General features: G+C 42.8%; 11 protein-coding genes. 1 reads left to right on the forward strand and 10 read right to left on the reverse strand.

Annotated elements, in window-relative coordinates; genetic code table 11:
- Positions 1–52 precede the first annotated feature (52 nt).
- The 6 genes from GRQ40_RS18005 to GRQ40_RS18030 form a co-directional block, all read right to left on the reverse strand.
- Positions 53–760, reverse strand: a complete 708-nt coding sequence (locus GRQ40_RS18005; protein ID WP_066150745.1) for an ABC transporter ATP-binding protein — start codon at positions 758–760, stop codon at positions 53–55.
- A gap of 16 nt (positions 761–776) precedes the next feature.
- Positions 777–1556 carry an ABC transporter ATP-binding protein gene (locus tag GRQ40_RS18010; RefSeq protein ID WP_066150748.1) on the reverse strand — a complete coding sequence of 260 codons (780 nt, stop codon included), beginning with the start codon at positions 1554–1556 and terminating at the stop codon, positions 777–779.
- On the reverse strand, positions 1537–2835 hold the full coding sequence (locus tag GRQ40_RS18015; protein ID WP_066150750.1) for a branched-chain amino acid ABC transporter permease: 1299 nt from the start codon (positions 2833–2835) through the stop codon (positions 1537–1539). The genes GRQ40_RS18010 and GRQ40_RS18015 overlap by 20 nt, the downstream gene beginning before the upstream one ends.
- 9 nt (positions 2836–2844) lie before the next feature.
- Positions 2845–3831 carry a branched-chain amino acid ABC transporter permease gene (locus GRQ40_RS18020; RefSeq protein ID WP_044745180.1) on the reverse strand — a complete coding sequence of 329 codons (987 nt, stop codon included), beginning with the start codon at positions 3829–3831 and terminating at the stop codon, positions 2845–2847.
- A gap of 183 nt (positions 3832–4014) precedes the next feature.
- Positions 4015–5229 carry a branched-chain amino acid ABC transporter substrate-binding protein gene (locus tag GRQ40_RS18025; RefSeq protein WP_066150753.1) on the reverse strand — a complete coding sequence of 405 codons (1215 nt, stop codon included), beginning with the start codon at positions 5227–5229 and terminating at the stop codon, positions 4015–4017.
- A gap of 612 nt (positions 5230–5841) precedes the next feature.
- Positions 5842–7227, reverse strand: coding sequence for an ATP-binding protein (locus GRQ40_RS18030; RefSeq protein WP_159720665.1), 1386 nt, complete (start codon positions 7225–7227; stop codon positions 5842–5844).
- A 177-nt stretch (positions 7228–7404) separates the two neighbouring features.
- Between GRQ40_RS18030 and GRQ40_RS18035 the strand changes: the two genes are divergently transcribed.
- Positions 7405–8934: an FAD-dependent oxidoreductase gene (locus tag GRQ40_RS18035; RefSeq protein WP_066150760.1), complete on the forward strand. Its 1530-nt coding sequence runs from the start codon at positions 7405–7407 to the stop codon at positions 8932–8934.
- A gap of 163 nt (positions 8935–9097) precedes the next feature.
- Here GRQ40_RS18035 and GRQ40_RS18040 read toward each other — a convergent pair whose 3' ends face one another.
- From GRQ40_RS18040 to GRQ40_RS18055, 4 genes are all read right to left on the reverse strand, one after another.
- Positions 9098–10549 carry an alanine/glycine:cation symporter family protein gene (locus GRQ40_RS18040; RefSeq protein ID WP_066150763.1) on the reverse strand — a complete coding sequence of 484 codons (1452 nt, stop codon included), beginning with the start codon at positions 10547–10549 and terminating at the stop codon, positions 9098–9100.
- A 146-nt stretch (positions 10550–10695) separates the two neighbouring features.
- Complete coding sequence (locus GRQ40_RS18045; RefSeq protein ID WP_159720667.1) at positions 10696–11838, reverse strand: glycerate kinase; 1143 nt, start codon at positions 11836–11838, stop codon at positions 10696–10698.
- A gap of 460 nt (positions 11839–12298) precedes the next feature.
- Positions 12299–13411: an alanine/ornithine racemase family PLP-dependent enzyme gene (locus GRQ40_RS18050; RefSeq protein ID WP_201295966.1), complete on the reverse strand. Its 1113-nt coding sequence runs from the start codon at positions 13409–13411 to the stop codon at positions 12299–12301.
- Positions 13408–14496 (reverse strand): N-acetyltransferase DgcN family protein, encoded by a 1089-nt coding sequence (locus tag GRQ40_RS18055; RefSeq protein ID WP_066150768.1) that lies wholly within the window; start codon positions 14494–14496, stop codon positions 13408–13410. Before GRQ40_RS18055 ends, GRQ40_RS18050 begins: the two co-directional genes overlap by 4 nt.
- Positions 14497–14807: the final 311 nt, after the last annotated feature.

Raw genomic sequence — 14807 nt, forward strand, 5'->3', positions numbered from 1 at the left:
TTCAAGGTATCCAGCAAATGAAAAAGGGCTCTTTATATAGAGCCCTTTCCGTCTACGCTAAATAAGCCTCGCGCACCTGCTCATTGACAAGCAGTTCTTGTCCAGGTCCGGTCATGACGATTTCCCCTGTCTGAATCACATAACCACGGTGAGCAATTTGCAACGCTTGGAACGCGTTTTGCTCGACAAGCAAAATTGTCATCCCTTCTTCGTTGAGCTCATGGATAATTTCAAAAATTTGTTCAACGATAATCGGCGCAAGTCCCATCGATGGCTCATCTAGCATTAAGAGCTTTGGCTGCATCATCAGCGCTCTGCCGATGGCTAGCATTTGCTGCTCTCCACCACTCATCGTGCCGCCTTTTTGATGAAGCCGCTCTTTAATTTTAGGAAAGTAGTGAAACACGCGTTCCATACGCTCCTCAATGACTTTTCGATCCTTTACAGAAAATGCCCCCATTTCTAAATTTTCCTTTACCGTTAAACGCGGGAAAATGCGTCGTCCTTCCGGCACATGGGCAATTCCATCAAAAGCTGTGACATGCGGAGGCGTATTCGTAATATCCTTTCCATTGTACAAAATCGTGCCGCTTTTCGGTTTGACTTGCCCGCTGATCGTCTTCAGCGTCGTCGATTTTCCGGCACCATTGCTGCCGATCAGCGTAACGATTTCCCCTTCATTCACCTCAAGCGTAACTCCTTTTAAAGCGTGAATACCGCCATAAAACGTATTAATATTCTCTAAACGTAATAAACTCATCTGCGAGGTCCTCCCTTTATGAAGCTGTTGCAGCCGCGCCTTTTCCTAAATAAGCTTCGATGACTTTTTGATTGTTACGTATTTCATCAGGTGTACCTTCGGCAATTTTTTCCCCATGATCCAACACCACAATATGCTCGGAAATTTCCATGACAAGCTTCATGTCGTGTTCAATCAAAATAATCGTTAAATCAAGCTCTTCTCTCATATTATAAATAAGCTTTGTTAGCTCACTCGTCTCCTTCGGGTTCATCCCGGCCGCCGGCTCATCCAGCAGCAGCACTTTCGGTTGCGTCGCCAATGCGCGGGCGATTTCTAGCTTACGCTGCGCTCCGTATGGCAGATTTTGCGCTTCTTCATTAAATAGTGATTCGAGCCCGACATATTCTAGTAAGCGATAAGCCTCTTTTCTTGCTTCCTTCTCTTCTTTTCTTACATGAGGTAAATTAAAAATTGTACTGAACAGTCCGCCATGAAGATGCGTATGCATACCAACCATCACATTCTCTAAAACAGTGATCGCCCCAAACAACCGAATATTTTGAAAGGTACGAGCAATGCCTTTTCTCGTGACTTGGTGCGGCTTTAACCCTACAATCGATTCGCCATTTAATAAGATATCACCGCTTGTCGGCTGGTAAACGCCTGTCACCATGTTAAAAAACGTCGTTTTTCCGGCACCGTTCGGACCAATCACAGCTGTAATCGAACCCTTTTCCACGTCCATGTCGATGTTGCTGTTAGCGACAAGTCCGCCGAATTGCTTCGTTAAATTTTTAACTGTCAAGATGGACATGCTGTGCCCCCTCCTTTTGTACGCCGGCATTCATTGGCGGATGTCCTGATGTGTCTGTTAAATCCTCTTTTTTAAATACCGGATTTTTCGCCGGCAATAATCCCTGCGGGCGGTAAAGTGCAAATAAAATCAAAATAGCTCCGAAAATAAACCGTTGCATTTTCGCTGGCGAAAGAGCGTCAGGAATACTGATCACACCGTTTAAGCTAAGCTGATTGAGCCAGTTTGTCAGCTCTGTTAACACTTGGAGATTTAGAATCGTCACAAGAGCGGCACCAAGGATGACGCCTGGCACACTGCCCATTCCTCCTAAAATCACCATGACTAAAATCGTAATGGATTCAAGCAGCGTAAAACTTGTCGGGTCAACAAACGTTTGCTTGGCAGCAAATACGACCCCCATCATTCCGGAAAACGATGCCCCGACGGCAAACGCCATCAGCTTCGTCCGCACAAGATGAATCCCCATCGATTGGGCGGCAATCTCATTTTCCCGCACCGCTTTCCATGCACGGCCGATTTTTGAGTATTCCAAACGGCGAACGGCGAAAATAACTACCAGTAAAATAACTAATACGATGTAATAAAATTGGCTTGGATACATAAAGTCCAGTCCGAATAATTTAGGCGGCTGAACCGATGCGAGCCCCATGGCTCCATTCGTAATATTCACAGGCTTATCCAAGTTATTGAAAATAATGCGGATAATCTCTCCAAAACCTAACGTAACAATCGCTAAATAGTCTCCTTTAACCCGTAAAACAGGAATCCCTAGCAATATTCCGAATAACGCCGCAGCGAGACATCCGATAAAAATAAATACCCAAAAGCTCCCTCCAGAAAGAGGATAATGTCCAAACGGCATAAAATTATTTGCCTGAGATGTGGCAAAAATGCCATATGTGTAGGCCCCGATGGCAAAAAAGGCGACAAATCCTAAGTCTAAAAGCCCTGCCATCCCTACAACAATATTCAATCCGAGTGCCATCGCAATATAAATGCCGACTAACGTTGCCACTTCCATATAAGATTGATACGCTTCCCCTTGGCTAGCGGCAAAGGGGAGCAGTACCACCATCACTAAGCCGGCCACCAACCATTTGATGCGATTGGAAAATGTGGTAAAATACAATAATAATAAGGAAGCAAGGAGCAATAAAAAAGCGATAACAGATTTTTGAGCCAAATATAAGCTCAGAAATGTCACAACAATATACAATCCGATCATGATTGCCTGAAGGCGCTTGTTCGCTTGAATCGTACTCAGCCAATTTTTCATGTCGATCACCTACACTTTCTCTACTGTCACTTTTCCGAATAAACCTTCCGGCTTAAAAATTAATACGATAATTAAAATAGCAAAAGCAAATACATCCTTATATTCTGCGCCGAGAACTCCGTGGGAAACGATCGGCAAATTCGCCGCGGCAAACATCTCAAGCAAACCGATGAGAATCCCGCCAAACATCGCACCGCGGATATTGCCAATACCGCCTAAAACCGCTGCCGTAAAAGCCTTTAGCCCTAGAATAAAGCCAATGTACGGATCGATCGTTCCGTATTGAACTGCAAACAATACTCCCGTGGCTCCTCCTAATGCTGAGCCAATAAAAAATGTAAGAGCGATGACTTTATTCACGTTTACCGTCATCAACGCCGCTGTTTCCCGGTCTTGTGCAACAGCGCGCATCGCCATTCCCCATTTGGTTCTATTCACGAAAAAGTCCAATGTGATCATCATCACGATAGCGACACCTAATACAATGAAAAACGAGGATTTTACCGATGCATCATTAAATACGGACAAGATTGAAGAGGCTTCAATTCCAATTTGCTTATTGAATAAATTTGGTCCTGTTAAAATATAGTTGCCATTTTTCAATTCTGTAATAAAACGGACAAGATCTTGAAGCAAAAACGAAATGCCGATCGCCGTGATTAATGTAATAAGCTTCGGCGCATTACGCAACGGGCGATAAGCAACCCTCTCAATACCCATTCCAAGCAAACCGGTAAGTACCGACGTAACGATTAACACCAACACTAAAGTAATAATGGCTGGCATAGAGGTAATCCAACCCAATCCAGAAAACGTCAATAAAATCGCCGTTCCTACAAACGCCCCTGTCATAAAAATCTCGCCGTGAGCAAAGTTAATTAATTCTAAAATTCCATAAACCATCGTATATCCTAGTGCAACAATCGCATATACAGCTCCCAGTGCTAAACCGTCAATCAGCACTTGAGGCAATGTGTGCAATACTTGTTCAATCATTCTGTTCACCTGCCTGTTTTTGCTACTTTTACTTTTCCATCAGAAAGGCGCCTAGCTTTATGGCTACAGACAACAAATGTTCTTTGTTTGTCATCAATGAACTAAGCTAGGCGCCCAGTAACACTCTAAACTTTAAATTGAAGGAAAAGGAGCAATGATCTTCCCCACCTTTTCCAACTATGATTACTGCTTACTTACTTCATCCTCCAATTTAGCTGGATATTTTGCTTCGTCAAATTTATAAATGTAGATTTTCGCATATTTATTGTCGCCTTTTTCATCAAAGCTTACCTTTGTAACCACTCCTTCATATTCTTGAACTTTGCGAACGCCCTCAGCCACTTGCTGGCGAGAAGGAAGCTTGTTTCCGTTTTCTTTAATGGCATTTTCAATTCCTTTTAGCAATACTCCCATGGAGTCATAACCATAAGCAGAATAAGATTCGATATCTTTTCCAAATTTTTGCTTATACTTTTCGGCAAATTGCTTTCCAGCATCTGTCGCTGTCGTAAGACCAGCCGCAGATGTCATATATACATTTTTTACTGCGTCTCCAGCGATTTGCACAAGCGTCGATGAGTCTAAACCGTCACCGCCCATGATCGGTACCGTAATCCCTTTATCGCGCGCTTGCTTAATCAACTGGCCACCTTCCGTATACAAGCCACCAAAGTATACAAGGTCCGGCTTTTTCGCTAGCACTTGGTTTAGCACGCCGTTAAAGTCTTTTTCGCCGACTGTAATTCCTTCAAAGCCGACCACTTGAGCGCCTAGATCTTCAGCGCCCTTTTTAAATGCTTCTGCCAAGCCGCTACCATATGCGGTTTTGTCTTGGATAATGAAGATTTTTTTCGCTCCAAGCTTTTCGATTGCGAATTTCGCTCCTGCAGGTCCTTGGAAATCATCGCGGGCACAAATGCGGTTAACTGTTTTTAAGCCGCGGTCTGTCACGTCAGTTGCTGTGTTTGCTGGGGAAACCATCGGAATGCTGTATTTTTCATAAATTTCTGACGAAGGAATGGCTACGCCTGAGTTAAGATGTCCTACTACACCAAAAATTTGCTTATCGGCTCCAATAAGCTGAGCGTTTGCTACCCCTTTTTTCGGGTCACCTTGGTCATCATAAGGAACAAGCTCCAATTTAAATCCAAGCTTTTCAAAATTTGCTTGCTGTTCTTCTAATGCCAGCTGGGCACCCAATTTAATCGACTCGCCCAATGTCGCACTTCCACCGGAAAGCGGCGTTTGCGTCGCAATCTTAATGACATTGCTTCCACTGCTGCCTCCACTTCCTCCATTGCTAGCGTTTTGATCCTTGTTCCCTCCAGAACATCCCGCTAACAAGCCGACTGCTAGTGTCGCTGTTGCTAAAATTGAGAAGGTTTTCTTGAAGACCATTCGTATCCCCCTTTTTGGACTTTTAAAAATTTTTTATATTTTAAGAAAAATATAATATGAATTTTCAAAATTAACAAGCTTTATTTTTTTCCTAGAAAAAACTTTTTTTCACAAAATACTTTGGATAATGCTATCTAATACTCATTTCTAGGGCTTTTTTACTCAATATTTCGAATCACGAAATATTATTCTTACAAAATTTACTAAATATTTTCAACAATATAAACATAGAATGAAATATTATGGAGAGGTTCCACTCATGGAGCAACTAGATTTCTTTTTTATTTATAAGCACAGCGAAAGATTGAGCAAACGATGTCTGTGAAAATCATCTTGTATTTATAATGTGCCAGCACGTTAACCTCTAAATAAAAAACGAACCTTTCTGAAAGGAAGCGAAAGGCTCGTTTTTTACTATTTCGATGATCTTCTTCGATTATAATACAGCTGAATAGCAAACGAAGCGAGTTTGTAAAGAAAAGTAACAAAGTTTCTTCTTGGTCACATGTAATGAAACGAAAAGTAACCTCCAATAAAGATCCAAAGATGAGAAGAATGAACCTCTCCCACCTCCACTTCGGTTAGAGGTGGGAGATTTCTCGGCGGATGATGTTACATCTCATCTATACGGGAGTGCTGTTTCGTCATATAGGCTTGTCTCGGATGGTTTGGCTGATTTGGGTACTTTAATTGAATCTTCCCTTCCTCTAGCAGCTTAGCCAAGTAATTATTACGCAATCCATCAGATGTTCTTTCTAATAAATAGGCTAATTCTTTTAACATCAGTGGCCGTTGCGCACAAAGCTGTAAAATCATTTGCTCCATGACGCTTGGATGAAGCCTTTTTTTCTTACGTGCCAGTTCAGCTATTTTCCATAGCTGTTCATCTATTTCCTCATGATGGATATCCGAATCCATATACTCCATTTTATTTACGGAGTTTGACCGTTTATTTACGGAGTTCGAAGATTTATTTATGGAGTTCGACACATTATTTAAAGAATTGTCCGGTTTATTTACGTAGTAGTCGCGTTTATCTATAGAGTAACCAGATTTATTTATGGAGTTATGGTCGTTATTTAGTAAGTTTAAGTCCTTATTTACTAAGTTATCAACTTTATTTACGGAGTTATCTATATCTGCATGGATCCAATCGTCTAGTCCTTCATCTTGTTCCTGTTCTATCGTTTTTTGGTGATCTGTTTCATATGTTGCCGCAATATCAACTGGAAAAAACATCATGGTAAAAACCGTGCGTTCTGGATGATTCTGTTGAATAAATTCAGGCTGCTTCCATTGATGGGCATCCCATATCGATTGAATATGCTTTAATCCAGATCCTGCCCGTTTACAAAGGCCGATTAGAATAAACATTTTAAATAAATTAGGGTTGCGTAAATTGCTCATGCCGCTTGAAAACGCCGAGTCAGCTGGAATACGGAGCAAACCGGGATTGGAGAGGCGAACGATATTTCGTTCTTTTTCAATGACAATCCCTCCCTCTCCAGAGTAATCAGCATGAACTAAAGCATTGATAACCGCTTCATGGAGCGCCGATTGTACAAATGAATGACTACTGTCCATATGATTCATGACTTTAAAATAAAAATCGTATACATTGCCAGACCATGTTCCGTCTTGAGAAGTAAATCGTTTTTCCCAGTTAGCCGCTTCCATTTCCCCCGTGCTTTCGCGATATTCCAGAAAATATTGCGGCAATACTTCTGTAATAATTCTTTCTTCACTGAACATGATGAGTCCGGCAACCGTGACGCCTTCTTTACTGCTGTTTCTCAGCTTTCCCCATGCACCAATTTTGTATAAAAATTCTTTTGTCTCAAGTCCATTCCATGGGTGCTGCGGCTTTACAGCTGCAAATTTTTCGCGATAATGATTCACTGATTCAAAGTTCAACTCATTCAATCCGTAGTGTTCTAAAATTAAATTGTCTGACATAACCAGTGAATGTCCATCCGGATTATTTGTATATTTATTCACTTCCAATCTCCCTCTTATGCTATTTTATAAAAATAAAACCGGCATCCTATGCTTTTTATTTTATCACCTTTCTTGTGTATTGCGGATAATGGTAAAAAAAGAAAATGGCAGGGATAATTTTTAAAATTCAAGGAAATTTATGTATATGGACAAAAATACTGAAGGAGGTAACAAATCGTGCAGTCTCTTCCATTATCTGTTGAGCCTTATTGGCGTTCATCTGTCAAACTTCCCGAATTCCCTTCGTTAAATGAAGATATCCATGTCGATGTCGCCATTATCGGAGGCGGTATTTCCGGCATTACGACTGCTTATTTGCTTACAAAAGCAGGGAGCAAAGTGGCTCTAATCGAGGCCGACCAATTGCTAAATGGAACAACGGGACATACAACCGCAAAAGTTACAGCCCAGCACGATCTTATTTACGATGAATTGATTCATCACCTTGGTACCGAAAAAGCTCAGCTTTATTATGAAGCTTGTACAGAAGCTATGCGATGGATCCAAACCATCATACATGAGCAAAACATTGACTGTGACTGGAAAGAAGAGGATGCGTACATATACACTCACTCCTCATCCTCTATTCAAAAGCTCATTAACGAATGTAAAGCATATGAAAAGCTTGGAATCAAAGGGGGATTGGTGGAAGATCTTCCGCTGCCGCTTCCCAGCAAAGCTGCTCTTGTCATGAAACAGCAAGCACAATTTCACCCTTTAAAATATTTAACGCATCTCATTGAAGAGATCACACAGTCGGGCGGGCTCATTTATGAGCAGACTCCTGCAAAAGATGTCGAAAAAGGAAATACATTAACGGTCATTACACGCAATAACAAACGAATTACATGCCAGCATCTCGCTGTTTGTTCCCATTTTCCTTTTTATGACGGTGGCTTTTATTTTTCGCGAATGTATGCGGAGCGCTCCTATGTTCTCGGTGTACAAATAGAGGGAGATTACCCTGGCGGCATGTATTTAAGCGCAGATGAGCCGAAACGTTCGATTCGCTATGTCACCACAATCAACGGAGAAAAATTGCTTTTAGTGAGTGGAGAAAACCATAAAACCGGGCAGGGAGTCCCTACCATTCAGCATTATGAGGCTCTTCAATCCTTCGCCTCAGATATGTTTCCAGTGACGTCGATTCCCTATCGCTGGTCTGCCCAAGACTTAACGACATTAGATAAAGTTCCATACATCGGCGCGATGACAGCCCATACCCCTAATATTTATGTCGCGACAGGATACCGAAAATGGGGGATGACCAATGGAACGGTCGCTGGTTTGCTTCTGACCGATCTCATTACAGGGCGAGAAAACCGCTATCATCACCTTTACACACCGTCACGCTTTTATGCTGATCCAAGCGTCAAGCATTTTATTACACAAAATTTAGATGTCGCAAAACACCTTATCGAGGGAAAAATAGAGCCTGTCATTCGGACGCCGCAAGATCTGGCTAACGGAGAAGGATCTGTCGTGCTCGTAAACGGGAAGAGGGCAGGGGCGTATAAAGATGAGAACGGTTCATTATTTCTCGTTGATACAACATGTACACATATGGGTTGCGAACTGGAATGGAACAGCGGAGATCGCACATGGGACTGTCCTTGCCACGGCTCTCGATTTTCGGTTTGCGGCGATGTCGTAGAAGGCCCTGCCCAACAGCCGCTTACGAAAATAAGCGAAGAGGCTCTGGATTAAAAGATTCTAGTATATAAACATGATGATTTTCTCATATCATTCCATCATTGTTTTACCCGGCTTTTCTAAGAGCTCACTTCTCTCTTATAGGTAAAGGATCGCCCATGCTAGAAGCCTTATTATTGGATTGCATAAGAAAAGCTGTCCGATCGGACAGCTTTTCTTATGCTGATTTTTCAGAGGACTGATACTCTTTTTCCCAAAACTCCGCGTCTTTAATTCCTAATTTGACTGGATCAAATACAGGGTCCCTCCCAGCTTTTTTCTGATTCTCATAGTCTTTAAACACTCGTAAAGCTGTCTTCGATAAAAGAAGAATCGCAACAATATTGAGCCATGCCATACTTCCAACGCCGATATCGCCGAGCGCCCACGCCATTTCCGCTGTTTTAACACTTCCATAAAAAACCATCAACAAAATAAGCACCTTTAATGCAATTGGCAGCCACTTTATGTTGATTTTCCTCATAATATACGTAACATTCGTCTCAGCCATATAATAGTAAGCCATAATTGTGGTGAAGGCAAAGAAAAAAAGCGCAATCGCCACAAATGGGGCACCCAAGCTAGGGAAGACGGTTTCCACCGCTTTTTGCGTATAAATCGGACCTGGCTCCACATTGCCAAGCGTTTGAACAATCGGCGCCGCATCTTCTGGCGTCACATTATACATCCCAGTAATTAAAATCATAAATGCCGTGGCAGAACATACAAACCATGTATCAATATATACAGAAAAAGCTTGCACCAATCCTTGTTTGGCCGGATGCGACACTTCAGCCGCTGCTGCTGCATGCGGCGCTGTACCTTGTCCTGCCTCATTGGAATAAATGCCTCGCTTCACTCCCCAAGCAACGGCAGAACCGAAAATCCCGCCAAATACGGCATCCGCGCCAAAAGCGCTTCGAAAAATTAAAGCAAGCACACTTGGAATCTGAGCCATATTCGAGAAAACAATAAACAAAGCAACGACAATATAGCCTAGTGCCATAAATGGAACGACAAACTCTGCAACACGTGCAATGCGTTTGACTCCGCCAAAAATAATCGTTGCTAAAATCAGCACCAATCCAATACCAGTTATGATTGGACTCACTCCAAACGCATTTTTCATTCCCGCGGCAATACTATTCGCTTGTACTCCCGGCAACAGCACACCTGTAGCCAAAACAGTAACAACTGCAAACAAGACCGCATACCATTTCATTTTTAAGCCTTTTTCAATGTAATAGGCGGGCCCGCCGCGAAATTGCCCATCCTGCTTGACTTTATATACTTGTGCCAAAGCAGCTTCCACAAAGGCTGAACCTGCACCTAAAAAAGCAATTAGCCACATCCAAAAAACAGCACCTGGTCCGCCGTAAGCAATGGCTGTCGCGACACCTGCAATGTTTCCGGTACCGACGCGCCCAGATAACGCAAGCGACAGCGCCTGAAATGAAGAAATGCCGGCTTCTGAACTGCGGCCTTCAAACATTTGCTTTATCATATCCTTTAAGTATCTCAACTGCAAAAAACGAGTGGCCACCGAGTAGAATAAACCTGCCGCGATGCAAAGATAAATAAGAGCAGGGCTCCAAATCAGCTGATTTAACCGTTCAATAAACTGCTCCAAGAAAATTCCTCCCTTTTTGTTTAATAACAGAAAAAAAACAATTATATTGTTAAATAACAGAATCATTAAATATTATAAAATAAATTTACTATTTTTTTAACTGTATTTTTACTCCAAAATAAAAAACATCCTTAAAACAGGATGTTTTACTTCATATTCATGCCTATTTTGCATGCTACTGCGATATTTTTCGCTGTTTGTGTTATATAATATTCTGCCTGTTCGATTGCTTTCGTCAGCGAAATAATGCCAGGAACAATACTATAAATGGCATCAATGCCTTGACATAGTACAGCGCTGCAATCGTCTCCCAGCGAACCCGCTATAGCTAAAACCGGAATGTGATATGACTTGGCGGCTTTTGCTACACCGATTGGCACCTTTCCGTAGATCGTCTGTCCATCGATGCGTCCTTCTCCCGTAATAATAAGCGAGGCTCCACGGATGCGTCGCTCGAATTGCACAGCGTTCAGCACGATGTCGATCCCTCGTTTTAGTTCCGCATTCAAAAAAGCAAGTAAGCCCGCTCCTAATCCTCCCGCCGCACCAGCTCCGGGAACATCATGTACTCGTTTTCCGACGGTTCGTTCAATCATATCCGCATAATGACGCAAATTTTGCTCAAGTTGCAGCACCATTTCCGGTGTCGCTCCTTTTTGCGGACCAAAGACGGCTGCCGCCCCTTGCCGGCCGATTAACGGATTTACTACGTCGCAAGCCGCTTCTATTTTAACCCGGCTCAGTCTCGGGTCTAATGAGGAAAGGTCAATCGATGCAAGCTTAGCAAGATTTCCTCCGCCAGGGTCAATGTCTTTTCCATGTTTATCTAACAAACGGCCTCCCAATGCTTGCACCATTCCTGCTCCTCCGTCATTTGTCGCGCTTCCGCCGATCCCGATGATCAAGTGGTTCGCTCCTTCATCAAGAGCGGCCCGGATCAACTCTCCTGTCCCTTTTGTTGTCGTTATCAATGGATTTCGTTTGTTATTAGGGACTAAATGCAAGCCTGAGGCGGCTGCCATTTCGATGACCGCTGTTTTTCCATCACCAAGCAGCCCAAAACACGCCTGAACAGGTTCTCCTAAAGGTCCTGTGACTTCTCGTTCCACAATCCGGCCTTTCGTAGCCGCAACCAACGCTTGAACCGTTCCTTCTCCTCCATCAGCCATTGGCATGCATACATACTCCGCCTCGGGAAATACCTCACGAAACCCTTTCTCAATCGCACGAGCGACCTCGATAGCGGCTAAACTTTCCTTAAATGAATCAGGCGCAATGACAATTTTCATCCATTTTCTCCCCCATCTTTTTTCATTGAGTAAAATGTAAGTGTCTTATGACAGCCCCATCCACTTTGGATACGTCTATTATGTATATACAACTTAGTTTCCCAGCATCCATCACCGCTGTTGCAGTTTGCCGTTGTTTCATATACCTCTCTCTATAAGCTTATAACGGATCTTTAGAAAAGAGAAACAATATCTAGTTGGACGCTATATATCCCCATTCAAAAGCACAAAGACTTGTCTCGATCACTCCTCAGCGTGACCGAGAACCGAATAACCAATCACGCGACCTCCATCCCTACTTATTTTGAGGAGAAAATGTTGAGACATCCAATTAGATGGATAGACTTTCGCCATAAAATTTCCCCTGCACGCAAAAATGGAAGCGCGCCTTCTTTTTCATGGTACGCTGTTCCATCTCCTGCGTGCAGGGGGGAGAAAGGATTCTCTTATTTGCTTACGCTTAAGCTGATGTCCTGTTAACAGAGCTATCATCTTTTTCGCTAGCGTGCAAATACTTTTTATAAACATAAGGAGACATCATAACAGAAAGCATCGCTCCATAATTCAAGGAAAATCTGACCTCATCTCCTGGACGTAAAGAGCTGCTTTTGGCATCGAGAATGATATGATCGCTGCTGGAACCGAGTATCTCAACAGGCGTTACAGGAGTCAGTCCGCTTACTAGTACATCTTGCCGCCCGATTCCTACAATCGCGCGGCGGATCATGCCCCTGTCCTTAAATGATACGGTTTCTCCAAACGCGTTTCTTCCTCTGTCTCCAAACGGTACCGACGGTTTCCATTTCGACTCAATGACCTCTGCCACTAAGCAAAAGGCATCTTGATATAACCCTGGAATAGGCGACCCATGAACCGTTTCTCGTCCTAAAAAAATAGATTCTCCAAGCCGAATGTGATTCATCATGCCGACATCTTTCGTATTCTTAAACCACTGGTAGTTAGCAGAATTTCCTCCCGAAACATATGGAAGCAATAATGAAAATTGTTTTTGGATGGTTTTCACCAAATCCGAAAATTCCTTCATTTTCTGTTCCGTTGGAATGATTCCGCCAAAACAAGCAAAATTAGTGCCAAGACCAGCCATTCGGATTCCCGGAAGCGGTAAAACTTGACGAATAAAGTCTGGGACATCCTCAGGCATAATTCCTTCACGTAAATCTCCCATTTCTACCATTAGAATCACAGAATGCACCTTATGCTGCTTTACCGCTTCTGCTGAAAGGGCCCGAATGACCTCAATCTCGGTATTCATGCTCATATCGGCAAATTGAACCACTTGTTCGATCTCACTCAACGCAGGAGTTCGGATCAGCATGAATGTCGCGTTCAATTGAGCCATTCTCATTCTTTTGAGATTGACGATTTTCGTATCCGCCAAGCTGGTTATTCCGCTTTCAATAAGCGTCTTGGCAATCTCCAGACTGGCTCCGACTCCTTTGACCACTCCGGTAATTTGAATTCCTTTTTCTCCATATAGCTTTTTTAAAACTTGAGCATTGTGTTTGATTTTTCTAAGATCGATTTCCACTCTTGGGGCGATTTCCTTCATCATATCGCCACCCCAGATTGAGCCTTATTTTGCAATGATGGGAAATATTCAATGATTCGATCGACTACTTTATCAGGACCTATTTTTAAAACATCTGTCACGGGCAGATGGAACTTCTGCTCATACTCTCTTATCGTCCTTGTCAATTCTTGATCCGACATTCCTTCGTGGTTCAAAGTGATGGCAATGACCTTTGTTTGGCCGAAATGTTCGATTAAATCTATTTCACTTTGGACAGTCGGCATTTTCATAAACGGAAAATCCCCTAGCGTTTTTCGTTTGGGAGGATGCTGCAAAATCACAGCTTTAGGTCTTGCTCCCTTTAAAACTCCCGCTGAACTGACATAGGCAGGATGGCTTAATGCTCCCTGTCCTTCGACAATCATTATATCGGGTTTTTCATTTTCATAGGCTCTCACAATCTCGCGCTCCAGTTCGCCAATCATATATTGCAATGGAAACGCATCCATAGCAAACCCATAGGAAGCTCCTTGAATCAGCCCTGTTTGTCCGGTTGCGATAAAAGCGGTTCGGTAGCCGCGTTTCTGCAATGCCCTGTCAAGGATCATGGCCGTGGTTCGTTTTCCACATGCCCCATCCGTTCCCAACACGGCAATAATCGGTGTCGGTATTTGCAATATTTGTCCTGTAAATAGTGTCCACTCTTTTTTTGGTTTCGGCTTGCGAATGTCACGGATTTCCACGCCGCATCGGCTGGCGATACGCATCATTTCTTCATCTTCTGTAAGAAACTCCTGAAGCGGGTTGATGATATTCATTCCGGCTTCCATCGCTTGAATAATGACTCTTCGTTCTCCTTCTTTTAGGAAAGCATCAGCAGGGGCAATACCGAGGATGAAGTAGCTTGGCTTTTGCTTAGACACCGCGATGGCCTCTTGAAGGTTTTTGCAAATCGGAATCCCATTCCTTTTGCCATCCAAAAACTCTCCTGAATCCCTTCCTGTTTTTGTGCTGTCAATCACCGCTGTAATGTCATACAAGCCTGAGCTGCGGATTAATCCATTGGCCGTTTTTCCATCCATGGAGCCAAATTGATTTTCACAATAAACAATGGCGTACTTCTTCATACAGAATCCCTCCATCTTCTCATGTGAAATCAATTTTTTCCATAAAAAAGAACACCTTACCAGCTTCCTGAAGTCATGTAATCATCCATTCCTTTAGGAAGAAAGATGTCCTTCATCAAAACGGTCTTATGGCTGGTGAGGTATTTTCGCGTGGAAGAAGTTTCTTAATTAAGATTATAAATCATTTCAATGAAAAATGTGAACTATTTTGCTCTTTTCTAGCTGTTTCGTCGCTGACTCGCATGTACCCGTTTCGCTTGGTATTTCATTGCTTGATATAACCAAGCGAATTCTATGATCACGGAAAACAA

Origin of the sequence: Anoxybacillus sp. PDR2, assembly GCF_009834045.1 — a bacterium.
Classification (GTDB): Bacteria; Bacillota; Bacilli; order Bacillales; family Anoxybacillaceae; genus Anoxybacteroides; species Anoxybacteroides rupiense.